The sequence below is a fragment of the Nonomuraea sp. NPDC048881 genome (assembly GCF_040649795.1).
Taxonomy (GTDB): Bacteria; Actinomycetota; Actinomycetes; order Streptosporangiales; family Streptosporangiaceae; genus Nonomuraea.
On record NZ_JBEZGC010000016.1, the window covers coordinates 26922 to 49474 of the forward strand.

The 22553-nt window shown below is 74.8% G+C and carries 24 protein-coding genes; 15 read left to right on the top strand and 9 right to left on the bottom strand.

Going from position 1 to position 22553, the window contains the following annotated elements:
* On the bottom strand, nt 1-390 hold the full coding sequence (locus AB0C33_RS39065; protein WP_358297386.1) for a PPOX class F420-dependent oxidoreductase: 390 nt from the start codon (nt 388-390) through the stop codon (nt 1-3).
* 90 nt (nt 391-480) lie between these two features.
* Here AB0C33_RS39065 and AB0C33_RS39070 point away from each other — a divergent pair, with 90 nt between their 5' ends.
* Entirely contained in the window at nt 481-1512 is a 1032-nt protein-coding gene (locus tag AB0C33_RS39070) for a M20/M25/M40 family metallo-hydrolase (protein ID WP_358297388.1), read from the top strand.
* A gap of 62 nt (nt 1513-1574) precedes the next feature.
* On the opposite strand, the gene AB0C33_RS39075 is transcribed toward AB0C33_RS39070, so the two are convergent.
* The gene (locus AB0C33_RS39075) at nt 1575-3458 is read right to left on the bottom strand and encodes a CocE/NonD family hydrolase (RefSeq protein ID WP_358297390.1); all 1884 of its coding nucleotides are present in this window, start codon (nt 3456-3458) and stop codon (nt 1575-1577) included.
* 105 nt (nt 3459-3563) lie between these two features.
* Nucleotides 3564-4850, bottom strand: coding sequence for a cytochrome P450 (locus tag AB0C33_RS39080; protein WP_358297391.1), 1287 nt, complete (start codon nt 4848-4850; stop codon nt 3564-3566).
* A 118-nt stretch (nt 4851-4968) separates the two neighbouring features.
* Here AB0C33_RS39080 and AB0C33_RS39085 point away from each other — a divergent pair, with 118 nt between their 5' ends.
* Together AB0C33_RS39085 and AB0C33_RS39090 are read left to right on the top strand one after the other, a co-directional pair.
* On the top strand, nt 4969-5886 hold the full coding sequence (locus tag AB0C33_RS39085; RefSeq protein ID WP_358297393.1) for a sigma-70 family RNA polymerase sigma factor: 918 nt from the start codon (nt 4969-4971) through the stop codon (nt 5884-5886).
* 74 nt (nt 5887-5960) lie between these two features.
* Entirely contained in the window at nt 5961-6857 is an 897-nt protein-coding gene (locus AB0C33_RS39090) for a polysaccharide deacetylase family protein (protein WP_358297395.1), read from the top strand.
* 10 nt (nt 6858-6867) lie between these two features.
* Here AB0C33_RS39090 and AB0C33_RS39095 read toward each other — a convergent pair whose 3' ends face one another.
* The 3 genes from AB0C33_RS39095 to AB0C33_RS39105 are packed head-to-tail and all read right to left on the bottom strand — an operon-like array spanning nt 6868 to nt 8408.
* Nucleotides 6868-7395: a GNAT family N-acetyltransferase gene (locus AB0C33_RS39095; RefSeq protein ID WP_358297397.1), complete on the bottom strand. Its 528-nt coding sequence runs from the start codon at nt 7393-7395 to the stop codon at nt 6868-6870.
* 25 nt (nt 7396-7420) lie between these two features.
* Nucleotides 7421-8017, bottom strand: a complete 597-nt coding sequence (locus tag AB0C33_RS39100) for a TetR/AcrR family transcriptional regulator (RefSeq protein WP_358297399.1) — start codon at nt 8015-8017, stop codon at nt 7421-7423.
* 1 nt (nt 8018) lies between these two features.
* Nucleotides 8019-8408, bottom strand: a complete 390-nt coding sequence (locus tag AB0C33_RS39105; protein WP_352330754.1) for a hypothetical protein — start codon at nt 8406-8408, stop codon at nt 8019-8021.
* A gap of 93 nt (nt 8409-8501) precedes the next feature.
* Between AB0C33_RS39105 and AB0C33_RS39110 the strand changes: the two genes are divergently transcribed.
* The 6 genes from AB0C33_RS39110 (at nt 8502) to AB0C33_RS39135 (ending at nt 13790) form a co-directional block, all read left to right on the top strand.
* Nucleotides 8502-8711: a hypothetical protein gene (locus AB0C33_RS39110; protein ID WP_358297401.1), complete on the top strand. Its 210-nt coding sequence runs from the start codon at nt 8502-8504 to the stop codon at nt 8709-8711.
* Between the two features lie 67 nt (nt 8712-8778).
* Nucleotides 8779-9171 carry a GntR family transcriptional regulator gene (locus AB0C33_RS39115; RefSeq protein WP_358297403.1) on the top strand — a complete coding sequence of 131 codons (393 nt, stop codon included), beginning with the start codon at nt 8779-8781 and terminating at the stop codon, nt 9169-9171.
* A complete protein-coding gene (locus tag AB0C33_RS39120; RefSeq protein WP_358297405.1) occupies nt 9168-10055 on the top strand; it encodes an ABC transporter ATP-binding protein in 888 nt (295 codons plus the stop codon). Before AB0C33_RS39115 ends, AB0C33_RS39120 begins: the two co-directional genes overlap by 4 nt.
* Nucleotides 10052-11119, top strand: a complete 1068-nt coding sequence (locus AB0C33_RS39125; RefSeq protein ID WP_358297408.1) for an ABC transporter permease — start codon at nt 10052-10054, stop codon at nt 11117-11119. Before AB0C33_RS39120 ends, AB0C33_RS39125 begins: the two co-directional genes overlap by 4 nt.
* Entirely contained in the window at nt 11116-12549 is a 1434-nt protein-coding gene (locus AB0C33_RS39130; RefSeq protein WP_358297410.1) for a S41 family peptidase, read from the top strand. Before AB0C33_RS39125 ends, AB0C33_RS39130 begins: the two co-directional genes overlap by 4 nt.
* Before the next feature lie 71 nt (nt 12550-12620).
* Complete coding sequence (locus tag AB0C33_RS39135) at nt 12621-13790, top strand: alpha/beta hydrolase (RefSeq protein WP_358297413.1); 1170 nt, start codon at nt 12621-12623, stop codon at nt 13788-13790.
* Nucleotides 13791-13812: 22 nt separating this feature from the next.
* On the opposite strand, the gene AB0C33_RS39140 is transcribed toward AB0C33_RS39135, so the two are convergent.
* Entirely contained in the window at nt 13813-14577 is a 765-nt protein-coding gene (locus tag AB0C33_RS39140; RefSeq protein ID WP_358297416.1) for an NAD(P)-binding domain-containing protein, read from the bottom strand.
* 107 nt (nt 14578-14684) lie between these two features.
* On the opposite strand from AB0C33_RS39140, the gene AB0C33_RS39145 reads away from it, so the two are divergent.
* From AB0C33_RS39145 to AB0C33_RS39165, 5 genes are read left to right on the top strand one after another with little or no spacing between them, the layout of a single operon-like run.
* Nucleotides 14685-14927, top strand: a complete 243-nt coding sequence (locus AB0C33_RS39145; RefSeq protein WP_358297419.1) for a hypothetical protein — start codon at nt 14685-14687, stop codon at nt 14925-14927.
* Between the two features lie 20 nt (nt 14928-14947).
* Nucleotides 14948-15673, top strand: coding sequence for an ABC transporter ATP-binding protein (locus tag AB0C33_RS39150; protein WP_358297766.1), 726 nt, complete (start codon nt 14948-14950; stop codon nt 15671-15673).
* On the top strand, nt 15670-18069 hold the full coding sequence (locus AB0C33_RS39155) for an FtsX-like permease family protein (RefSeq protein WP_358297422.1): 2400 nt from the start codon (nt 15670-15672) through the stop codon (nt 18067-18069). Before AB0C33_RS39150 ends, AB0C33_RS39155 begins: the two co-directional genes overlap by 4 nt.
* Nucleotides 18070-18106: 37 nt before the next feature.
* Nucleotides 18107-19300: a histidine kinase gene (locus AB0C33_RS39160; RefSeq protein WP_358297425.1), complete on the top strand. Its 1194-nt coding sequence runs from the start codon at nt 18107-18109 to the stop codon at nt 19298-19300.
* Nucleotides 19288-19929: a response regulator transcription factor gene (locus AB0C33_RS39165; RefSeq protein WP_358297428.1), complete on the top strand. Its 642-nt coding sequence runs from the start codon at nt 19288-19290 to the stop codon at nt 19927-19929. Before AB0C33_RS39160 ends, AB0C33_RS39165 begins: the two co-directional genes overlap by 13 nt.
* A 10-nt stretch (nt 19930-19939) precedes the next feature.
* Here AB0C33_RS39165 and AB0C33_RS39170 read toward each other — a convergent pair whose 3' ends face one another.
* Together AB0C33_RS39170 and AB0C33_RS39175 are read right to left on the bottom strand one after the other, a co-directional pair.
* Nucleotides 19940-20842, bottom strand: a complete 903-nt coding sequence (locus AB0C33_RS39170) for an aldo/keto reductase (RefSeq protein WP_358297431.1) — start codon at nt 20840-20842, stop codon at nt 19940-19942.
* Nucleotide 20843: 1 nt separating this feature from the next.
* Nucleotides 20844-21869 carry a hypothetical protein gene (locus tag AB0C33_RS39175; protein ID WP_358297433.1) on the bottom strand — a complete coding sequence of 342 codons (1026 nt, stop codon included), beginning with the start codon at nt 21867-21869 and terminating at the stop codon, nt 20844-20846.
* 85 nt (nt 21870-21954) lie between these two features.
* Here AB0C33_RS39175 and AB0C33_RS39180 point away from each other — a divergent pair, with 85 nt between their 5' ends.
* Nucleotides 21955-22551, top strand: a complete 597-nt coding sequence (locus tag AB0C33_RS39180) for a TetR/AcrR family transcriptional regulator (protein WP_358297436.1) — start codon at nt 21955-21957, stop codon at nt 22549-22551.
* Nucleotides 22552-22553: the final 2 nt, after the last annotated feature.

A 22553-nucleotide genomic window follows, 5' to 3' on the forward strand; every position in this document is an offset into this window, starting at 1 on the left:
TCAGACGGTCCGGGACGACCGCCCGCCGTCGATCCCCCACGACACGATCCTGACGGGCGTGATCACGATGACCTCCTGCGAGAAGTACGGCACCGGCGGCTCGTGGTCGGCCAGGGCCACCGCCGTGCCCCGGATCTCGATGCCGCGCACCACCCACGGGTCGACCGAGGCCAGGTCGTCCACGACGAGGGCGACGGTGCTGCCCCGCTGGACGTTCCGGAACTTCTTGGAGGCGCCCATCGCGTGCCCGCCGATGGTGATCGTGCCCGTGGCGGCGTCCACGAAGAAGCCGACGGGGTTGTTCTGCACGTCTCCGGAGGGGGAGACGGTGGCCAGCCGGCCGAGGTGCTGTCCGGCCAGGTAGTCGAGCTCTGCCTGCGTGAAAATCATGCGGGGAAGTATGCAACCTTGACACCGGCGTCACCCCAAACGCACCCATTCCATCAGTTCGAGTCCGGGACGATGTGCCAGCATTCGGCCATGAGCGACGACGACCTGATCGAGTTACGGCGCGAGATCCACCGCCACCCCGAACCGGCCGGCCAGGAGCGGCGCACCGCGGCCCTGGTGGCGGCGGCGCTGCGGGAGGCGGGCCTGGAGGTCCGGACCGGCGTCGGCGGCCACGGCGTGGTCGCGATCCTGGACGCCGGCGACGGCCCCGCGATCGGCTACCGGGCCGACCTGGACGCGGTCGCCGTGCCCGGCGGCGCCGACCACCTGTGCGGGCACGACGTGCACACCGCGATCGGCGTGGGCGTCGCGCGGGCCCTGGCCCGCGAGCGGCCCCCGGGCCGGGCGGTCTTCTTCTTCCAGCCCGCCGAGGAGACCTGCGAGGGCGCCCGCGCCATGATCGGCGACGGGGCCATGACCCCGGTCCCGCCGCGCGAGGTGTACGCCCTGCACTGCGCGCCCCTGCCCACCGGAACGTTCGCGGTGGCCCCGGGCTTCGGGCACCCCGGCCAGGACGTCTTCCGCATCGAGGGCCTGTCGCCGGCGGAGGCCCGGCGGTTCGAGGCGCTGGTCGCGGGCCTGTCGACGGTGACGCCGCCGGCCACCCCGGAGGAGATGGCACAGCTGGAGGCCGACCTGCAGACCCCGGACGGCCCCCTGGCGACCTTCGTGTACGCCCAGGTCCACCGCGAGCACGACGCCGTGCAGGGATGGGTCCGGGCCTGGCCGGACAGCCGGTACGACGACATCCGCGCGTTGCTGCGCGCCGAGGCCGGGTCCCGCCTGCGGTTCGTCGACCATCACCCGTCGTCGGTCAACTCTCCGGAGCACGCCAGGGCCGGCGCGCGGCACCTGGACGCCCTGCTGCTGCACGCGTCCTATCCGTTCAACGGGGAGGATTTCGGGCTGTTCCTGGAGCGGGCGCCGGGGGCGATGTTCTTCTTCGGCGTGGGCGAGCAGGGCGTGCCGCACGACCCGGACTTCGTGCCGGACGAGCGGGCGATCGCCCTCGGCGTCGAGGCGATGGCCGGGTTCCTGCGCGCCCGCGGCGAGGCGCTCTGACGTTCCCCGGCCCGTCCCCCGGCCCGGCGGATCGGGCGTGGGACGGGCCGGGGACGGGCGGGTCAGCGGCGGGACAGCCGCAGCGGGAAGGTGCCGGGCCCGACGCCGCCGAGCGTGGTGGTGTAGGCCGCGAGGTACCGGTCCAGGTACGGCGAGCGGTCACCCTGGGTGGGCACGTCGTGCCGCGTGGCCAGCAGGTCCAGGCTCAGCCGCGCGCCGGAGACCCTGATCGTGTTGCCCGAGGGCACGTCCAGCCAGCCGTTGGACTCGATGGTGCCGATCTGCACGCCCAGCCGGTGGCCCGGCTCGAAGGTCCAGTCGGCCGACTTCAGGTCGAACGCGACCGGGCCAGGGCGCTCCAGCAGCGCCACGTTCTCGTCGAACATCGTCGCCCTGCCGTCGGGGGCGACGTCCCACAGGCGGACCATGACGTTGCCGTTCGCGCTCGCGTCGAGCCTGATCCGCGGCGTGCCGGTGAGCCTGAGCCGCTCGGCGGCGGGCGTGGACCAGGTCCAGAAGCTGCCCGAGGCGGCCGCGCTCTGCCTGGCCGAGCTCTTCTCGGCGGTGGAGAGCGGTTCGAGCGGCGGCGCGTGCTCCATGTCCCAGCGGCCGGAGGGGGCGGTGGTCGCCGTCGCCGCGGCGCCGCCGCCGTCGTCCAGGTACGCGCCGGCCGACAGCCGGGCCTCGTACGACGTCGTGACCACCGGCCAGGTCGGCTGGGCGCGCCACCCGCCGAGACTGTCCTCGATCGCGTACGCCGGGTCGACCGCCGAGGGGCGCACGCCGCGCAGGTACTGGTCGTAGAACCGCATCACCTCGTCGAACCAGCCGGCTCGTCCCTGCAGCAGCCGGCCCTGGGCGTCGGTGTCGTTGCCGCGCACGTGCTCCCACTGGCCGAGCCAGCCGCGTTCGCGCCCGCGGTGGTTGTCCAGGTAGACCTCCATGTCCTCGGGCTTGGTGTTGGGCTCGATGAAGCCCTGGGTGACCAGCAGCGGCGTGCTGGTGCCGGCCGCCCGGTCGGCCAGATTGCGCGCCCGCCAGTACGCCGAGCGCAGGTCGGGATTGTTGTTGTTGGTGATGTTGTCGGACAGGCAGGCGGGGTGGGCGGTCTCGTACTGGGCGTTCGCCTTGTACCGGTCGCTGTCGCCGGCCATCGGCGCCATCGTCGCGATCGAGTTGTACGCCTCCGGCGTGCCCGTGACGTTGGGCCGCGGGACCTTGTTGCTGAACAGGTAGTTGTACATGTTCCAGACCGGCTCCTGGGCGACGACCGCCTTCAGGCTCGGCAGCCTGAGGTTGTTGCCGACCAGGCCGGTGACCGCGTCGTACGACTTGCCGTACATGCCGACCTTGCCGGTCGACCAGGGCTGGGCCGCCGACCACTCGACGGCGGCCCGCACGTCGGCCTGCTCGCCCGGCCCGACCCAGTCGAGGCAGCCGGTGCTGCCGCCGAAGCCGCGCAGGTCGACCATCACGAAGGTGTAGCCGCGGGCCATCAGCCCGGCGCCGTCCACGAAGTCGCGGAACCGCGCCGACGGCCCGACCTGGTCCCATCCCTCCGGGCCGGTCTGCCCGGCGTGGGCGAAGTAGGGGCCGACCGAGACGATCACCGGCGTCCGCGCGCCGGCCGGCAGGTGCGCCGGGCGCAGCACGTCGGCGTGCAGCTCGACGCCGCTGCCGTCGGCGGAGGGGAAGTACGCCTCCGACCACGCGGCGCCCGCGGGGACGCGGGGGTTCTCCTCGTGCGTCACCCCCGAGGTCGTGGTCCGGACCGTGCTCCCAGCCGTGCTCCCAGCCGTGCTCCCAGCCGTGCTCCCAGCCGTGCTCCCAGCCGTGCTCCCAGCCGTGGTCCGGGCCGAGGCGGGCGGGCCGCCCGCGGCGAGGGTGGTGATCGTGACCAGGACGCCGGCCGCCACAGTGGCCGTCGCCTTCCCGCGGATGTTCATCGACTCTCCCCGTGCATAGGTGTGCCGGCGGCGTCCGAACGAGCGTGCATCACTCATATGCCAGCGGGCCCGCCCAGGCAAGCCCCGCCACACCCGTCCGGGAGGTCAGCGGGGGCAGCGGCGGGTCAGGCGCATGCGGATGTCGTGCTCGGCCCAGAGCACGAAACGTTCGACGGGCGTCACGGGATGGTCCTCGACCGGCTCGAAGGCGAACCTGGTGAGCAGCACGGCGAGCACCAGCTCGGCCTCGACCATGGCCAGGCTCGCGCCCTCGCAGCCGCGCGGCCCGAGGCCGAAGGGGAGGTAGGCGTAGCGGTGGCGGGCGGCCTGCTCCTCGGGGGTGAAGCGGTCGGGCCGGAAGGCGTGCGGGTCCGGCCAGTGGCGGGGGTCGAGGTGCACGGCCCAGAAGGGGTAGAAGATCGTGGTGCCGGCCGGGACGTGGTGGCCGTCCAGGGTGAGGTCCTCGGTGGTCTCGCGGGCGCCGTACGGGCCGGGCGGGTACAGCCGCATCGACTCCTTGAGCGCCATCTCCAGGTACGGCAGGCGCCGCAGGTCGGCGTATTCGGGGGCGGCGCGGTCGCCCAGCACGTCGTCCAGCTCGGCGGCCACCCGCGTGGCCGGGCCGGGGTTGCGCGCGAGCAGGTGCAGGGTCCAGGAGACGGCCACGCCCGTGGTGTGGTGGGCGGCGAGCATGATCATGAGTACGGTGTCCCTGATCCGGGCGGGCGACATGTCCGCCCGCGCCAGGGCGGCGACCAGCTCGCTCCCGCCGCGGGCCAGCACCCCGTCCACGACCTCGCGCAGGTACGCCAGCGCCCGGTCGCCGCGCGCGAGGTCGTCGTCGCGCTCATAGCGGCGGCCCAGGTGGACGGTCAGCACGGTCTCGAACGCGCTCACCACCCGCGCCGGGTCGGCGAGGCCGCCGCCCAGGGCGTACTGGGCGATCATGCGCAGGGACAGCTCGCTCAGGTCCTGCTGGAGCGCCACCGGGCCGTCGGCGGCGCGGCGCTCCCAGCGGTCGGCCAGCTCGGTGGCCAGGGTGACGAAGCCGGCGAAGTGCGCCTCGTGCGAGCGGCGGCCGGCGAGCACCGAGAGCAGGACCCGGCGGAAGGGGCCGTGCTCGTCGGCGGGGAGCGTCTGCAGGTTGCCGGCCTCGCACAGGGGGGCCAGGAACGCGAAGAGCTCGTCGGGGCGTGCGTCGATCGCGGCCGTGGCCTCCAGCAGCACGGGGTCGGCCACCGAGATCGCGGCCGGCGCGCCGGGGAGCTGGAGGCGCACCAGCGGGCCGTACCGCTCGTGCAGCCGCAGCTGGTAGGTGTGCAGGCCGCCGGCGGCCGCGACGGCGCTCAGCCCGCCGTCCGCCGCGGGAGGAGGGCCGGGGATGTCACGCATCCGGCCACCGTCTCGCGGACGCGCCCGCCCGGCAAGTGTCCCGGACCGGCCGCGGTCACCTTTCTCCGCTTCGCCGCGTCAGCAGAATGAGGACGCCACTTTGAGAGGAAGTATCGCTATGACTCCCCATGACCTGCTGGCTGACCGGTTCGAGGGGCATCGTCCCCGTCTGAAGGCGGTCGCCTACCGCATGCTCGGCTCGCTGACCGAGGCCGAGGACGCGGTCCAGGAGGCGTGGCTGCGGCTGGCGCGCTCGGACTCGGGCGACATCGCCGACCTGGGCGCTTGGCTGACCACCGTGGTGAGCCGGGTCTGCCTGGACGTCCTGCGCGCCCGCAAGGCCCTGCGGGAGGAGCCGCTGGAGGCGCGGCTGCCGGACCCGGTGGTCGGACGGGCCGAGGCCGCCGACCCGGCCGCGGGCCCCGAGCAGGAGGCGCTGCTGGCCGACTCGGTGGGCCTGGCGCTGCTGGTCGTGCTGGAGTCGTTGTCGCCGGCCGAGCGGCTGGCGTTCGTGCTGCACGACATGTTCGGCCTGCCGTTCGAGCAGATCGCGCCCATCGTGGAGCGCACGCCGGTGGCGGCCAAGAAGCTGGCCAGCCGGGCGCGTCAGCGGGTGCGCGGCGCGGCCCCGACCCCCGATCCCGACCTCGCCGGTCAGCGGCGGGTGGTGGAGGCGTTCCTGGCCGCGGCCCGCGAGGGCGACTTCGGCGCGCTGCTGGCCGTCCTCGATCCGGACGTGGTGCTGCGCGCCGACCGCGGCCTGCTCACCGGCGGCATGAAGGTCGTCCGCGGCGCCGCGGACGTGGCCGGTCAGGCGGTCGCCTTCCGCCGCTCGCCCATCGGCGCGGTGGCCCGTCCGGCGCTCGTCAACGGTCTGGCGGGCCTGGTCAACACCGTCGAGGGCAGGCTGTACTCGGTCATGAGCTTCACCGTCAGCGACGGCCGGATCGCCGCGATCGACATCCTGGCCGACCCCGACCGGCTGGCCGCGCTCGACCTCACGCCCCTGGAGCGCCGATCGCCGGACGGTGATTGACGAAGGTCGCCGCGGTGCTGCACGATCGGTCGCGCGGGGTCGTCCACCGGCCGCCACCTACGAAGGGTTCGCTGATGACGCTCGCCTCCCGGCTCGGCCACGCCCCCGACGACCGGCTGCTCATCGTCAACGCCGACGACTACGGCATGAGCCGGTCGGCCAACCTCGGCATCACCTCCCTCCTGCGGGCCGGGGCGATCAGCTCGGCCACGGTGATGACGCCCTGCCCGTGGGCGCCGCAGGCCGCCGCCGAGGCCGCGGGTTTCGACGTCGGGGTGCACCTGACGCTGACCAGCGAGTGGGAGGGTTACCGCTGGGGTCCGGTCACCCGCGACCGGCCCGTCCCCACGCTGGTGGACGAGACCGGCCACTTCTTCCGCGACTGCGCCTCCTTCGAACGGTCCGCCGACCCCGGCGAGGTCCGCGTCGAGATCGTCAACCAGATCCGCAAGGCCGTCGCGCTCGGCCTGGACCCCTCGCACGCCGACAACCACATGGGCAGCCTGTACGGCCTGGCCACCGGCCGCCACTTCCTGGACGTCGTCCTGCCGGTGTGCGCCGAGTTCGGCCTGCCCTTCCGCCTGCCCCGCTCGCTGGAGGGGACCGGCGCGCCGGAGGAGCTGGAGCCCGTGGCGCGGGCCCTGGCCGCGATGGCCGACGAGGCCGGGGTGGTCATCCTCGACCGCCTGTGGTCGCTGCCCTTCCAGCAGGCCGACGGCGAGGACTACGACTCGCTCAAGAAGGACATGATCGGGCTGCTGGGCTCGCTGCGGCCGGGCGTGACGGAGATCTACATCCATCCCTTCGAGGACACCGACGAGCTGCGCGCCATCATGCCGGGCGCGGCCAAGCGCGGCTGGGAGCTGGCCCTGTTCACCGACCCCGACGTCCGGGAGGTCCTGGACGCCGAGGACGTCAAGCTGATCGGCTGGCTCGACCTGCGGGCCGCGCAGCGCGGCGAACGCCCGTGACCTCGGGCCGCTATCCGGGCCCGGTCGGCACCAGGTAGCGGCGTTTGCGCTCGGTGAGGTCGAGGAGCCGGCCGCCGTTGGCCTCGATGACCCGCCGGGAGGCGGTGTTCGTCCGGTCGCACATGACCAGGGCGGGGTCGACGCCCAGCCGCCAGGCGATCGGCAGCGCCGCGGCCAGCATCGCCGTCGCGTGGCCCAGACGGCGGGCGCCCGGGCGCACGTCGTAGCCGATGTGGCCGCCGAGCCGCTCCAGCTCCGGGGTGAGCCGGTGGCGGACGGCCAGCCTGCCGAGGAACCGGTCGCCGTCGGCCCACCACAGCGTGGTCATCGGCACGAACCCCGCGCGCACGCCCGCCTGGGTGCGCTCGCCCAGCAGCCGCCGGACGTAGGCCGCGAAGGCCGCCGGATCGGTCAGCGCCGCGGGATCGACGTCCTGGACGAACCACGGGACCGGGAAGTCGCGGTCGGCCCGGAACTCGGCCATCGCCTCCAGGAACGACGTCCGCAACCCGGGCGTGGGATCGACGAGGGTCGGCATGCCGACCATGATGCCCGATGGCCGGTCAGGACGGGCGGGGTGTCCTCGCGGTGGCGCGGTCGAAGAGTTCGGCGAGTTCGTCGGCGCAGTGGTCGGGGTCGAGGCCTCCGGCGACCCGGTCGGCCACCGCGTCGATGCCGGCGCGCAGGGACGTGGCCATCAGGACGCTGTCGAACGTCCGGAACGCGCCGCTGCGCTGTCCGTCGTCGAACAGGGCGACCAGCCTGGCGATGGCGGCGTCCCGCTCGCCGCCCCCCACGGGCGCGCGGTTGAACGCGATCTGCTGGACCGCGCGCACGTGGGCCGGATGGGCGGCGATGAAGGCGATGTTCGCCCTGATGAACGCCTCCAGCTGGGCACGGGCTCCGGACGCGGCCTCGATCGCCGGCCGCATGAAGGCGGCCGCGTCGGAGACGACCTGCCGGACGACGGCCTCGAAGAGCTGCTCCTTGGTGGAGAAGTGGTAGGAGATCAGCCTCTTGCTGCTGAGCCCGGCATGGTGGCAGATGGCCTCGAACGTGGTCTCCGGGTAACCCCGCTCGGCGAGCACGGCGATCGCGGCCGAGGCGATCTGGGCCTTGCGGGCCTCGGTGGCCGCCTGACGGGTTCCGGAGCTCTCCATGTCAGCCCAGCTTGCCACGCTTCGGGAACGCCGCACGCACGGCACGGCGGTTGACGACGACCGCGACGGCGGCGACCAGGACGCCGACCACGGCCTGCTCGGCCTTCATCCACAGCGGGTAGCCGCTGTCCGGCGCGAGGAGGATGAGCACGACGCCGATGGGCGCGGCGACGGAGACGAACCGGATGCGCACGTAGGCGGCCCGCCTGCCGCGGGCGGCCTGCCCGGCGAGGGAGACGAGCCAGGCGGAGGCGGCGGCGACGGCGGCGGCGCGCAGCCACACCACCCAGTTGCCGCCGACGACGGCGGCCACGCCGAGCGTGGCGATCGACAGGAGCAGCACGGCGGCGAAGAGGATCCGGACGAGCCGCCAGACCTGATTGTTATCCATGAGGATAAATTTACACGCTCGGATAAAAAACTGCGCGGGATCCGCCGGGGAAAACTCATTGCCGCCGGCCGGGCGGGGCGGCCACGATCGATCATGACCGTGACCCGCGAGGTGCTCGCCTCCTACGCACAGGATCTGGAGCACGACCGGCTGCGCGAGGGGCGCGGCCGCCTGGAGTTCTGGCGCACCCAGGACGTGCTGCGCCGCACGCTGCCGCCGCCCCCCGCCCGGGTCCTCGACGTGGGCGGCGGCACCGGCGTGCACGCCGAATGGCTGCCGACCGTCGCCCATCGGCCCGGCTGAGTTTTCTTACACGCCCTTGATCTCCAAAGGTTCATAGTACTAGGAGCCTAGATAAATGGAGGAAAGGGTGATCGACTTCTATCTGGACGCCCGGTCCGGCGTGTCGCCGTACCTGCAGCTGGTCCAGCAGGTGCGGCACGCGCTGCGCCTGGGCCTGCTGCGCGAGGGCGACCGGCTGCCCACGGTCAAGGAGGTCGTCGCCGCGCTGGCGATCAACCCCAACACCGTGCTGAAGGCCTACCGCGAGCTGGAGCACGAGGGGCTGGCGGCGGCCCGGCCGGGGGTCGGCACGTTCGTCACCAGGACGCTGGCCGACGCCTCCCTGGCCGCGCACGGGCCGCTCCGCCAGGACCTGCGCCGCTGGCTGGCCAAGGCCCGCCTGGCCGGGCTGGACGACGAGAGCATCGAGGCGCTGTTCATGAGCACCTTCCGGGCCGCGGCGCGGCGGGACACGGCATGAGCGGCGTCCTGACCGCCCAGGGGCTGGGCAGGAGGTACGGCAGGCGCTGGGCCCTGCGCGACTGCGCGCTCGACGTGCCGGCCGGTCACGTCGTCGGGCTGGTCGGCCCCAACGGGGTCGGCAAGACCACGCTGCTGAAGCTGGCCGGCGGTCAGCTCAGGCCGTCCGAGGGCAGCATCGCGGTGCTCGGCGGGAACCCGCCGGACGCGCCGGGACAGCGGGCCAGGATCGGGTTCGTCGCCCAGGACGCCCCCGTCTACGCCGGGCTGAGCGTGGCCGACCACTTACGCCTCGGCGCGCGGCTCAACCCCGGCTGGGACGCCGCGCTCGCCGACGACCGCGTCAGGCGGCTCGGCCTCGACCCCGGGCAGCGGGCGGGCAGGTTGTCGGGCGGCCAGCGCGCCCAGCTCGCGCTCACCATGGGCCTGGCCAAGCGGCCCGAGCTGCTGCTCCTGGACGAGCCGGTCGCCGCGCTCGACCCGCTGGCCCGCCGCGAGTTCCTCCAGGGCCTGATGGAGGCCGTCGCCGAGCAGGAGCTGAGCGTGGTGCTCTCCTCCCACCTGGTCGCCGACCTCGAACGCACCTGCGACCACGTGGTCGTGCTGGTCGACTCGCGGGTGCGGGTCGCCGGCGAGGTCGAGGAGCTGCTGGCCACCCACCACCGGCTCACCGGGCCGCGCCGCGACCCCGGCCGGCTCCCCGGCGAGCAGCAGGTGATCTCCGCGCGCCACACCGACCGGCAGAGCACCCTGATCGTCCGCACGGACGCGCCGATCCACGACCCCGCCTGGACGGTCACCCCGCTCAGCCTGGAGGACCTGGTGCTGGCCTACATGGAGCGGCCGGCCGCCGCCCGTCCGCTCGCTCTGGAGGTGCAGCGATGATCTGGCTGACCTGGCGCCAGTTCCGCGCCGCCGCCGCGATGACGGCCGGGGCGCTCGCCGTGCTCGCCGCCGTCCTGGCCGTGACCGGGCCGGAGCTGGCCGGCGACTACTCCGCCGGCATCGCCGGCTGCGCCGCGAACGGCGACTGCGGGCGCTTCTTCGACCGGTTCTTCGACGAGCACCAGACCTCCTTCCTGGCCGTCACGCTCGTCGTGCTGGTCCTGCCGGCCCTGGTCGGGCTCTTCTGGGGGGCGCCGCTGATCACCCGCGAGCTGGAGAGCGGCACCCACCTGCTGGTGTGGAACCAGAGCATCACCCGCAGCCGGTGGCTGGCCGTCAAGCTCGGGCTCGTCGGGCTGGCCGCGATGGCCGCCGCCGGGCTGTGCAGCCTCGTGGTGACCTGGTGGTCCGGCCCGCTGGACAGGTCGGCCGCGCCGGGGTTCGGGCTGATGGACCCGCTGGTGTTCGGGGCGCGCGGGGTCGTCCCGATGGGGTACGCGGCCTTCGCGTTCGTCCTGGGCGTGACCGTCGGCATGCTGGTCCGCCGTACGCTGCCGGCGATGGCGATCACGCTGGCCGTCTTCGCCGCGCTCCAGATCGCCGTGCCGCTGCTGGTCAGGCCCCACCTGCTGCCGCCGGTCAGCGCGTCGTTCGAGCTCGGCCGCGACAACGTCGACGACTTCCTCGTGCCCGGCGGCGGCGCCGGCCCCGGCGCGCACGTGATGCTGGCCCCGGCGATCCCCGGCCGTCCGGGGGCGTGGGTGCTGTCCGGCGAGCTCGTGGACGGCTCCGGGCGCGTGCTCGGCGACGAGGGCGCCGGCGTCCTCGTCCCGGTGTCCCTGACCTCGGGACCCTGCGGGACGTCCGCGATGCGGGAACCGGGCGAGGGCGCCATGAGCGCGTGCCTGGTCGAGGTCAACCGGCTGGGGTACCGGCAGCGGGCGGTTTACCAGCCCTTCGAGCGCTTCTGGCCGTTCCAGTGGATCGAGACCGGGCTCTACGCCCTGCTCGCCCTCGGCCTGACGGCGTTCTGCTTCGACCGGCTCAGAAGGAGGCTGTCATGAGGGGTGGGACGCTGGCGGCGGGGCTCGTCCTGGTCCTGGCGACGGCCTGCGCCGCGCAGACGCCGCCGCGCGCCCGGCCCGGCGGCGCGTCCGCGGCCGCCCCGGCCTTGTGCGCGCCGCCGCAGGGCGGCGCTCCCCCCGGCGCGGAACGGCCGACGACGATCGACGTGGTGGGGCAGGCGTACCGGTGCGTCCTCGCCCGTTACTACGGCGCCGCCGCGCTGGACGGCCGGACGCTGCTCACCGCCGGGTTCGCCGCCTTCGTCCGGGAACTCAACCGGGCCGGCCACGACCTGCCCGAGGCCACGATGCCGGCGCTGACCGGCGACAGGACGGCCGACTGGGCCGCGTTCGAGGCGGCCTACCGGCGGGTCGCCGACCGGCTGCCGCGCGACGACGCCCTGCGCGCCCGGCTGGCCGCCGCCACCCTGGAGGCGATCGTGACCGCGCTCGGCGACGACCACGCCCGCTGGGAGCACGGCAGACCACGCCCGCCCGGCGCCTACGACGGCGACCAGTACGGCCTGGGCCTCAGGGCCAGCGCCCGCCCGGCCGACGCCCCCGGGACGGCGCTGCCGCCGCTGTTCGTGACCGCCGTGCCCGGCGGACCGGCGCGGGCCGCCGGAGTGCGCCCCGGCGACGTCATCGAGTCGGTCGACGGCTCGGCGCCCTTCGTCGGCGCGCAGGTCACCCCGGCCGTCGTCGCCGCGCTCCACCCGCGCTACCCGCAGGCCGCCCCGGTCCGGCTGCGGCTGCTGCGTCCCGACACCGGCCGCCGCCGCACCGTGACGCTGAAGCCCCGCCTGTTCCAGCCCGATCCGGACACCCTGCCGGTCGTGGCGGCCGGCCTGCTCGCCGGGGACGTCGCGCACGTGCGGATGAGCGGCTTCGCGCCCGACTCCGCCGACCGGGTGCTGCGGGCGATCGCCCGGCTGCGGACCGGCAGGACGCTCGCCGGGGTCGTGCTGGACCTGCGCGGCAACGGCGGCGGCAGCCCCGAGGAGGTGAACCGGCTGCTGGGCGGCTTCGCGCACGGCGCGGTGACCGCCTACCAGTGCGCCGCGGACGGCTCGTGCGAGACCATGCGGACCGAGGACACCGTCCCGCTGGTCGGGCTGCCGCTGGTGGTGCTGACCGACCGGGGGTGCGCCTCGGCGTGCGAGCACTTCAGCGCCGCCGTCAAGGACCTGCGGCTCGGCCGGCTGGTCGGGACGCGGACGGCCGGGGCGGTGTCGGGGCCGGCGCAGCCGTACGCGCTGGGCGACAACACCGTTCTCGCGTTCCCGTCCAGGCATCACCTGGCGCCGGGACGCGAGGTGATCGACCGGGTCGGCGTGCCGCCCGACGTGCACGTGCCGCTGACCCCGCGCGACGCCGCCGCCGGGCGCGACCCGGCCCTGGCCGCGGCGCTGAACCTGCTGCACCCCTGACCATTCCCGTGCCGACGAGGACGGACCATCTCATGAGCCATGCCGTCGTACCGAAGCCGATCATCCGCGCCGTGTCGACCCTCCTGACCGTGTCGTGCCTGCTGTCGGCGTGCGCCGCGCCCGCGCCGCCGAGGGCCGCCGCCGCCCGCCCGTCGGCCACGACCGCCACGCCCGCCGCTCCCCCGGCGCTGCCCCCGCCGACCGGCGGCCGGCCGGTCGGCGCCACCGTCCTGTACCTGAAGGACGCCTCCCGCGCCGACCCGTGGGCGCCCGAGGCGAAGGCCAGGGAGCTGATGGTCACCCTGTGGTACCCGGCGCGGACGCGGACGGGCGCCCCCGCGCCCTACATGTCGGCCAAGGAGTCCGAGCTGACGCTGAAGGGCAAGCGGGTGACCGGCGCGCCCTCCGACGTGCTGAGCAAGGTGCGGACCAACGCCCGCACCGGCGCCGAGCCCGCCGGACGGGCGGGCGGCCTGCCCCTGGTGGTGCTCTCCCCCGGCTTCACCCTGCCGCGCGGCACGCTGACCGCCCTCGCCGAGGACCTGGCCTCGCACGGGTACGTCGTGGCCGGTGTCGACCACGCCTACGAGAACTACGCCACGACCTTCCCGGACGGGCGGATCGCGACGTGCGTGGCCTGCGACAGCGACACCGACCCCGGGTTCGGGCCGAGGGTGACCGCGGTGCGCGCGGCCGACGTCTCCTTCGTGCTCGACCGGCTGACCGGCCCGGACCCGGCGTGGCCGGGCGCGCGGCTGATCGACCGGAGGAGGATCGCGATGGCGGGGCACTCGATCGGCGGGGCCGCGGCGGTGGAGGCCATGCTGAAGGACCGCCGGATCCGCGCCGGCCTCGACATGGACGGCACCACGTACGCCCGGATCCCCAGGGGCGGGCTGTCGCGGCCGTTCCTGTTCCTGGGGTCGGCGGGCCACCCGCCGGGCGGGCGCGACACCTCCTGGGACCGCGACTGGAAGCTGCTGTCCGGCTGGAAGCGGTGGCTCACCCTGCCCGGCGCGGACCACCAGGCCTTCACCGATGTGCCGCTGCTGGCCCGGGCGCTCGGCCTGGGCGCGCCGGGCTCCCTTGACGCGGCGCGGCCCACGCAGATCGTCCGCGCGTACGTCCGGGCCTTCCTCGACCTGCACCTGCGCGGCAGGCCGCAACCGTTGCTGGACGGGCCGTCGGCGCGCTACCCGGAGGTGCGGTTCTGCGTGCCCGGGAGGAAGGACTGCCGGTGACCGCCCGGCCGGGAGCCCGTGGTCAGGTGAGGCGGTCGAGCAGGTCGTCGAGCGTCCCGGCGAGGGCCTGCGAGCTGGCCGGGGTGAACCAGGTGGTGCGGACGCGTTCGTTGCTGCCGTTCGGGGTCTCGTGGTCGGCCGCGAGCCGCGCCAGCGAACGGCTCTCGTCGCCCAGGGCCCGCCCGAGCCCCTGGAACAGGCCGCGGACGTAGCCCTCCGCCACCTCGGGCGGCACGCCGTGCCCGGCGGCCCACGTGCTGAGCGTGGCCAGGTAGGACAGGTGGGTGGTGAGCGTGGCGGTCAGCGCGGAGAAGACGTTGAAGGCCGCCTCGTCCTCGGCCGCGAGCACGCCGCCCAGCCGTTCGAACAGGGCGTCGGTCACCGGGTGGGACGGCCAGGTCACCGTGACGGAGTCGCGGTCGCGGACGGCGGGCAGGGGAATGGCGCGCACCAGGGTGGCGCCGGTGTCCAGGAGCTTGCGCAGCTCCTCGACGGCGACGCCGGCCATCACGTTGACCACGATCGTGTCGTCGGCCACGCGCAGGCCGGCCAGCGCGTCGTGCCGGTCCGGCGGGCGCACGGCGATGACGACCAGCTCGGCGCGGTCCACCACCTCCTGGTTGGAGGCGCACACGTGCACGTCGGCGTAGCGCTGCGACAGCTCCGCCGCCGCGCGAGCGCCCCGCGGGGAGAGGAACACCTGGGGACGCTCGCCGGGCCCCTCGCACAGGCCCGTCACGATGGCCCGGCCGATCTCGCCCACCCCGATGACCCCGATCCGCTGCACCAAGTCTTCCTCCCGCTCCGTGGTCGTCCGTACTACAGCAGTCTGTACCGTTACTTCGGTTGCTGGCGGGATTCAGCGCGGAGACCTGCGTCCATAGCGTTGTCCTCATGAGCGATCCGTACAGAATTGACACATATGAGCGGCCGGCGCACAGCCCGCGGACCCGGCGGCGGCGACCGGTGTCGCGCGCCCTCCTGTGGATCATGGCGGTGTGCGGCGCGTCGGTGAACGTGGCGGCCAACCTCGTCATGCGGGGCGATCTGACCGCCCTCGGGCTGGCGTCGGGCGTGGTGGGCGTGGCGGGCATCGCCGGGCTGCTGATCCTGCGCTTCGCCGGCGGCCGGTCGTGAGCGCGGTCGTGCGGCCCGTCATGGAGGCGGTCGTCACGCTGGAGCGGGTGAGCAAGACCTACGGTGACGTGGTCGCCCTCGACGACGTCTCGCTGGCCTTCCCGCGCGGCCGGTTCGTGGCCGTGATGGGGCCGTCTGGCTCGGGGAAGAGCACCCTCCTGCAGGCCGCCGCGGCCCTGGAGCCGCCGACGTCCGGCGAGATCACCATCTGCGGCGTCGAGGTCACCCGCATGTCGGAGACCCGGCGCACGGAGTGGCGCAGGAAGCACCTGGGCTACGTGTTCCAGTCCTACAACCTGCTGCCCACCGTGACCGTCGAGGACAACGTCACGCTGCCGTTGCGGATGGCCGGGGTGCGCCCGGACCGGGCCTGGCTCGGCGAGCTGGTCGACCGGATGGGCCTGCGCGACCGGATGCGGCACCTGCCCACGGAGTTGTCGGGCGGCCAGCAGCAGCGGGCGGCGATCGTCCGGGCCCTGGCCGCGCGCCCGGACGTGGTGTTCGCCGACGAACCCACCGGCGCCCTCGACCTGCGCAGCGCCGCCCATGTGCTGGACCTGCTGCGCGAGCTGGTCGACGACCTGGGCCAGACCGTCGTCATGGTCACCCACGACCCGGCCGCCGCGGCCCGCGCGCACGACACCGTGCTCATGGCCGACGGGCGGGTCCTCGACGTCCTGCCCGCCCCGACCGCCGAGGACCTGGCCGTACGGCTGGCGCGGCTGAGCGCGGAGCGGGTCGCATGATCAGGCTCGCGCTGGCGCTCGCCAAGGCGGGCGGGCTGGTCGTGGTGTTCGCGGCGGTGCTGGGCGGGATGGCGCTGGTGACCGGGACCGGGGTGCTGGTGGACTCGGCCTTCCGGGCGCAGCCGCCCCTGCGGCTGTCGGGCGCGGACGTGCTGGTCTCGGCCCGGCAGACGATCCCGCTGAAGGAGGAGCCGGACATCGCGCTGCCCGAACGCGCCAGGATCCCCGGCTCGCTGGTCGCCTCCGCGTCCGGGGTGCCCGGCGTGGCGGCCGTGGCCGGCGACCTCGCCTTTCCCGCCGCCGTCGGGTCCGGGACGGCCGGGCGGACCGCCGACCCGGCCACCGCCGGGCACGGCTGGTCGTCCCTCGCGCTGAGCGGCCGCATCACCGCCGGACGGGCGCCGCGCGCCGCCGACGAGATCGCGGTGAGCGGCGCGCGGGTCGGCGACCGGCTGCGGCTGACGGCGGCCGGCACGCCGGGCACCTACCGGGTGAGCGCCGTGGTGGACGCCCCCGGCGTGTACTTCACCGACGCCGTCGCCACCGCCCTGGCCGCCAGGACGGCGGGCCGGGCGCGGACGGTGGACCTCGTCGCGGTCCGCGCGGCGCCCGGCGTCTCCCCCGAGACGCTGGCCGCCCGGCTGAAGGCCCGCCTGGGCGACGGCTACACGTACGCCACGGGCCGGGACCGGGCCGACGCGGAGTCGCCGGGCGCGGCGGCCGGCCGCGGGCTGCTGCTGGTCCTGCCCTCCTCGATCGGCGGGATCAGCCTGCTGGTGGTCGGGTTCGTGGTGGGCGGCGGCCTGGCGCTGTCGGTCAACCGGCAGCGCCGCGACCTCGCCCTGCTGCGCGCGGCCGGCGCGACGCCGCGTCAGGTGCGCAGGCTGGTGGCCGTCCAGGCCGCGGCGGCGGCGCTGCCGGCCGTGCCGTTCGGGGCCGCGCTCGGCTACTTCCTGGCCGCCCGCTTCGGCGAGCTGCTGGCCGGGATCGGGCTGGTGCGCGCGGACCAGCCGCTGGTGTACGGGCCGCTGCCGGCCGTGGCCGCGACGCTGCTGCTGCTCGGCGTCACGCGGGTGGCCGCGTGGGCGGGGTCGCTGCGGATCTCGCGCATGCCGGTGGTCTCCGGGCTGCCCGAGCCGCGCACGCCGTCGCCGGCGCGGACCCGGGCGGGGCTGCTGCTCATGCTCGGCGCGCTGGCGCTGTCCGTGACGCCGCTGTTCATGCGGGGCGAGGCGGGCATGATCGGTCCGGGCATCGCGTCGATCGTCGCGGTGATCGGCCTGGCGCTGGCCGGTCCGCGGCTGGTGCAGGGTGTGGCCAGGGCGGTGGCCGGGTCGCGGCTCATGACGCGGCTGCCCGGCCCGCTGTGGCTGGCGGTGCACAACTCCCACGGGTACGCGCTGCGCACCGCCGGGGCCGTGGCCGCCCTCGGCATGGTCCTCACGCTCGGCCTCAGCGTGGTGCTCTCCCAGACCACGATGGAGCGGGCGCGCGCCGACGAGGTCGCTTCGGGCCTGCGCGGTCTCGTCACGATCACCGCTCCGGAGCTCGGCGGCGTCCCGCGCGACCTGCTGGCCGACGTGCGGTCGCGGACGAAGGCGGCGGGCATGGCGATGACGACCGTGGTCACCGAGCCGCTGCTGACCGGCGACAGCCCCGCCCTGATGCCCACGCCCGCCATGGCGCTCGGCCCGGACGCCGAGGGCCTGGTCGACCTGGACCTCGCCGACGGCGGCCTGTCCGGCCTCAAGGGCGCGGCCGTCGCCGTGGAAGAGGGTCTGGGCCAGGTGGGCCGGACCATGGACCTGATCATGGGCGACGGCGCGCGGGTGCGGGCGCGGGTGGCCGCCACCTACCGGCGCGGCCTCGGGTTCGGCCCGATCGTGGTCTCCCGCGACCTGGCCGCCGCGCACACGACGACCGGCCTGGACAGCGCGGTGCTGGCCCGTCCTGCCGACTTCGGCGACCTCGCGCGCCGCCCCGGGCTGCACTTCGACAGCCGCGCCGCGGGACCGCAGGCCGCCATGGCCTCGGCCCAGACGCTGGTGAACGTGGCCGTGCTCGCCGTGCTGCTGGGCTACGTGCTGGTGTCGGTCGCCAACCGGCTGGTGGCGACGACGACCGCGCGCCGGGAGGAGTTCGCCGGGCTGCGCGCGATCGGCCTGACCCGGCGTCAGCTCAGGCGGGTGGTGCGCTGGGAGGCGCTGCTCGTGGGCGCCGGGGCGTCGCTGTCGGGGCTGGTGCTGTCGGCGGTGCCGCTGGTGCTGCTGAGCGTGGGCTTCCTGGCCCGCCCGCTGCCTGCCGGGCCGTTGTGGCTGGTCCCGGCCTCTATCCTGGCAGTGATGACGATTGTGTCCCTCGCCATGGAGCTACCCGCCCGGAAGATCATGACGTGACGTGAAAGCTCTGTGGCGGTTCGTTCGGTATCACTTGATGGTGTTCGCGTCGGCCCTGGCGGCGATGGTCTGGCTGGCGGTGCTCGTCGCGGGCGTCCTGCTCGTCCCGGTGGGCGGGGTGGGGCTCGTCCTGGTGCCGCGCATGACGGCGGTGCTCCACCGGTGGACCGAGTGGCAGCGCGCGCAGGCCGGCGCGGTGCTGGGGGTCGCCGTGCCGGCGCGTCCGGTGCCGCCCGCCGTGACCGGGGTGCGCGACCAGTGGCGGCAGCTCCTCATGGGCACGCGGGCCAGGCGTGACCTGCGCTGGACGGCGCTGCACGTCGTCGTGGGCCTGCCCGCCGCGCTGGCCGCGCTCGGGGTGGCCGGGCTGCTGGTGAACCCCGTGCTGGAGGCCCCGCTGTGGTGGTTGTTCCCCGCGGACGACCCGCTGCGGCTGCTGGTGGCCCTCCCGGTCACCGGATGGGAGCAGGCGATCGGCATGGGCGTCGCACAGGTCGTCCTGGCCGCGCCGCTGGCCTGGTTGGCGCTGCCGCGGCTGGCCCGGCTGCACGCCCACGCCTGCCTGGCCGCGCTCGCCCCCTCGGAGGCCGACCGGCTGGCCGAGAGGGTCGGCGAGCTGACCGAGAGCAGGTCGAACGTCCTCGACGCGCACGCCGCCGAGCTGCGCCGCATCGAGCGCGACCTGCACGACGGCACCCAGGCCCGGCTGGTCGCCATCGCGATGCGGCTGGCCATGGCCCGCGAGGCGCTCGACGACGACGGCGGGCCCGTCGGCCGGCTGCTGAAGGACGCGCACGAGGGCGCCGAGGAGGCGATGACCGAGTTGCGGCAGGTGATCCGCACGATGTACCCGCCCGTCCTGGCCGACAGAGGGCTGGCCGGCGCGGTGGCCGCCGTGACGGCCAAGGCCGGCCTGCCCGTCGAGACGGACGTGAGCGGCCTCGGCGCCGTGCCCGCCGCGGTCGAGACGGCGGCCTACTTCATCGTGGCCGAGGCGGTCACGAACGCCACCAAGCACAGCGGCGCCGGCCACGTCACCGTACGGCTGGCGTCCGGACGCGTGCTGCGCATCGAGGTCTGCGACGACGGCAAGGGCGGCGTGGACGAGAGCCGCGGCACCGGCGTCACCGGCATCCGCAGGAGGGCCGCCGCGCTCGACGGTACCTTGTCCATCGACAGCCCTCCCGGAGGGCCCACCCGTCTCGTCGTGGAGCTGCCGTGCGCGTCGTGATCGCCGAGGACAACGTCCTGCTGTCCACGGGGCTGGAACTGCTCCTGAACAGCAAGGACATCGAGGTGGCCGCGGTCGTGCCGGACGCCGGCGCCCTGCTGGACGCCGTCACCGAGCACCGGCCCGACCTGGTGATCGCCGACGTGCGGCTGCCGCCGTCGTTCCGCGACGAGGGGATCAGGGCCGCCGTCGCCCTCCGGCGCGCCGACCCCGCCCTGCCCATCCTGGTCCTGTCCCAGTACGTCGAGCGCATCTACGCCCGCGAACTGCTGGCGCACGGCTCCGGCGGCGTCGGCTACCTGCTGAAGGACCGGGTCAGCCGGGTGAGCCAGTTCGTCGAGGACGTCCGCCGGGTGGCCGCGGGCGGCACGGTCATGGACCCCGAGGTCATCGCCCAGCTCATGGTCGGGCGGGGCCACGGCCTGGACAGCCTCACCGGCCGGGAGCGGGAAGTGTTGTCCTGGATGGCCCAGGGCCTGAGCAACACCGAGATCGGCGAACGGCTGACGATCACCGACAACGCGGTGCACAAGCACATCGGCAGCATCTTCGCCAAGCTCGGCCTGGCCGTCTCGGACGGCGGCCACCGCCGGGTCATGGCCGTGCTCACCTTCCTCGACGACCAGTGACCCGCCTCCCCTACGCCGGGCCCAGGCGGGCGCGGACGGCCGCGTCCACGTCGGGCGGCAGGGGGCCCTTGCCGGCGGCGGCGACGTTGGCCCGCAGGTGTTCCGGCCGGGCCGAGCCGACGATCACCGAGTGCAGCTCCGGATGTCCGAGGATGAACCGGAGCAGCAGTTCGGTCACCGGCGCGCCGTCCGCCAGCTCCTCCAGGCGGGCGGCGGCGAGCCGGGCGTGGCGCTGCGCCAGCGGCCGGCGCACCGGCTCCGGCACGGCCTCGGGCGGCGGCGCGAGCGAGCGGGCCACCGCCCCGCGGGCGACCGTGCCCGCCCCGCTCGCCGCGGCGGCCCCGAGCAGCCCTTCGTGGGAGCGGTCGAGCGCCGAGTAGGGCAGCAGGAACACGTCGAACGCGCCCGTCGCGATGTGCTCGGGAAGGTGCGGCAGCTCCCCCGACATGCCGGTGAAGCGGATCAGGCCCTCGTCCTGGAGTTCCCGCATCCCGGCGATGGTGTCCTCGGCCGCCATCACCGAGACGCTCGGGCTGAGGTGCACCATCAGGACGTCGAGATGGCCGGTGCGCATCCGGCGCAGGCTCCGCTCGACGCCCGCGCGCACGTTCGCCCTCGTGTAGTCGTGCGCGGGGTCGCCGTCGGCGAGGGGGCAGCCGCACTTGCCCGCCAGGACGAACTCGTCGCGGCGGTGCGCGATCCAGCGGCCGATGTGCTCCTCGGCGTCGCCGTAGTCGGGCGCGGTGTCGATGAGGTTCACGCCGGCGTCGAGGGCCTCGTTCAGCACGGCGCGGGCCGCGTCGTCGGACACCGGCGGGCCCCAGGCGCGGGGGCCGCGCAGTTCCATGGCGCCGTAGCCGAGGCGGCTCACGCGCAGGCCGGTGCGGCCGAGCGTGGTGGTGGGGAGCGTCATGTCAGTGCTTCGCGTAGTGGCCGGCGACGGCGGCGAAGGCGGCCTTGGGGTCCCAGGGCAGGCCGGGGTAGGCGGCGCCGGAGCGGTCCTCGTAGACCTTGACGACGCCGTAGCTGGCCAGGTCCAGGTCGTCGCGGGGGTCGCCGTCGGGACGGTGCGGGTGGTCGCGCAGGGCGAAGGTGAAGACGAAGGTGCTGTCCACGCCGGCGGCGTCGAAGACCTCCAGCAGTTCGCGCACGTACGCGGCCTGGCCCTCCTCGTCGCGGACGTGCTCGCCGGTCAGCCGGACGGGCTCGCGGGTGCCCGGGGCGTACTCGACGATCTCCAGGCCGAGCGCGCCCCGGTCTCCCGCGCCGCGGTAGGTCGCCGAGCCGAACTCGGTGATCGCGACCGGCCTGCCCTCCGCGACGAGGCTGCGCACGCCCTGCTCGAACACGTCCACGATCTCGGCCGACCGGTAGAGGTCCACGGAGACGAGGTCGAACGGCGTCCAGTCGACGCCTTCGAGCGGCACGGAGGCGTAGGTCACCCGGCCGCCGAACCGCTCGCGCACGACGGCCACCGCCCGCCCGAGGAAGTCGTTGACCCGCGTGCGCACGCCGCCGACCAGCTCGCGCACCCGGTCCGGACGGCTCAGCAGGGCGACCCGCTCGTCGATGTCGTCCCCGGGCAGGAAGCCCTTGCTCATCAGGCACAGCTCGGCTCCGGTGACGAAGACCACCTCGGCGCCGCGCCGCCTGAGCCGTTCGGCGCGCTCGGCGCAGTCGGCGAACAGCGCCAGCATCTCCTCCTCGGTCAGCTCCAGCGGGTAGGGCGAGAACCAGACCTCCAGCCCGAGGTCGGCGGCATGACTGGCGGCGATCTCCAGGCGGTCGGGGTCGCCGCCCATGACGCGGACGGCCGTGCAGTGCAGGTCGTCCCGGATGACGCGCATCTCGCGCGCCACCACGTCGGGGTCGAACCCCGGGTGACCGATCGTCCCGTTGACGACGAAACCGGTGTCGTAACTGATGCCCTTGGCACGCATGGGTGTTCCTTCCAGCCTTACGGTACTGACCGTACCTTAGCCTATATGAGGTACGGTCAGTACCCTCAGACCGAGGAGGGTGGCGATGGCCGAGGCAGGCGGGCGGACACGGCGGCGCGGGGTGGCGCTGGAGGAGGCGATCCTGAGCGCGGCGGCCGACGAGCTCACCGAGTCGGGCTTCGCCGGGCTGACCATGGACAAGGTCGCCGCCCGCGCCGGCACCAACAAGAACGCCATCTACCGCCGCTGGCCGGGCCGCCTGGCCCTCGGCGTCGCCGCCTACAAACGGCTGGCCACGACGGTCTCGCCGCCCGACACCGGCGAGCTGCGCGGCGACGCCCTGGAGCTGCTGCGCCGGGCCAACCGCTACTGGAGCTCGCCGCTCGGCGCGATCCTGCGCGACCTGATCGCCGCCGCGGGCGGCGCCGCCGAGCTGCTGGCCGAGCTCCAGGAGCAGTCGGACGACGCGGTGGCCGCGCCCTGGCTGGCCGTCCTGGAACGGGCGGTGGCCCGCGGCGAGGCCGCCCCCGAGTCGCTGCGCCCGAGGGTCGCCACGGTGGCCATCGTGCTGCTGCGCAACGAGTTCGTGGTGCGGGGGGCGCCCAGCGCGCCAGACGACGTCCTCGTGGAGATCGTGGACGAGGTCTTCCTGCCGCTGGTCCGGCGGGGTCAGGACGCCTGAGG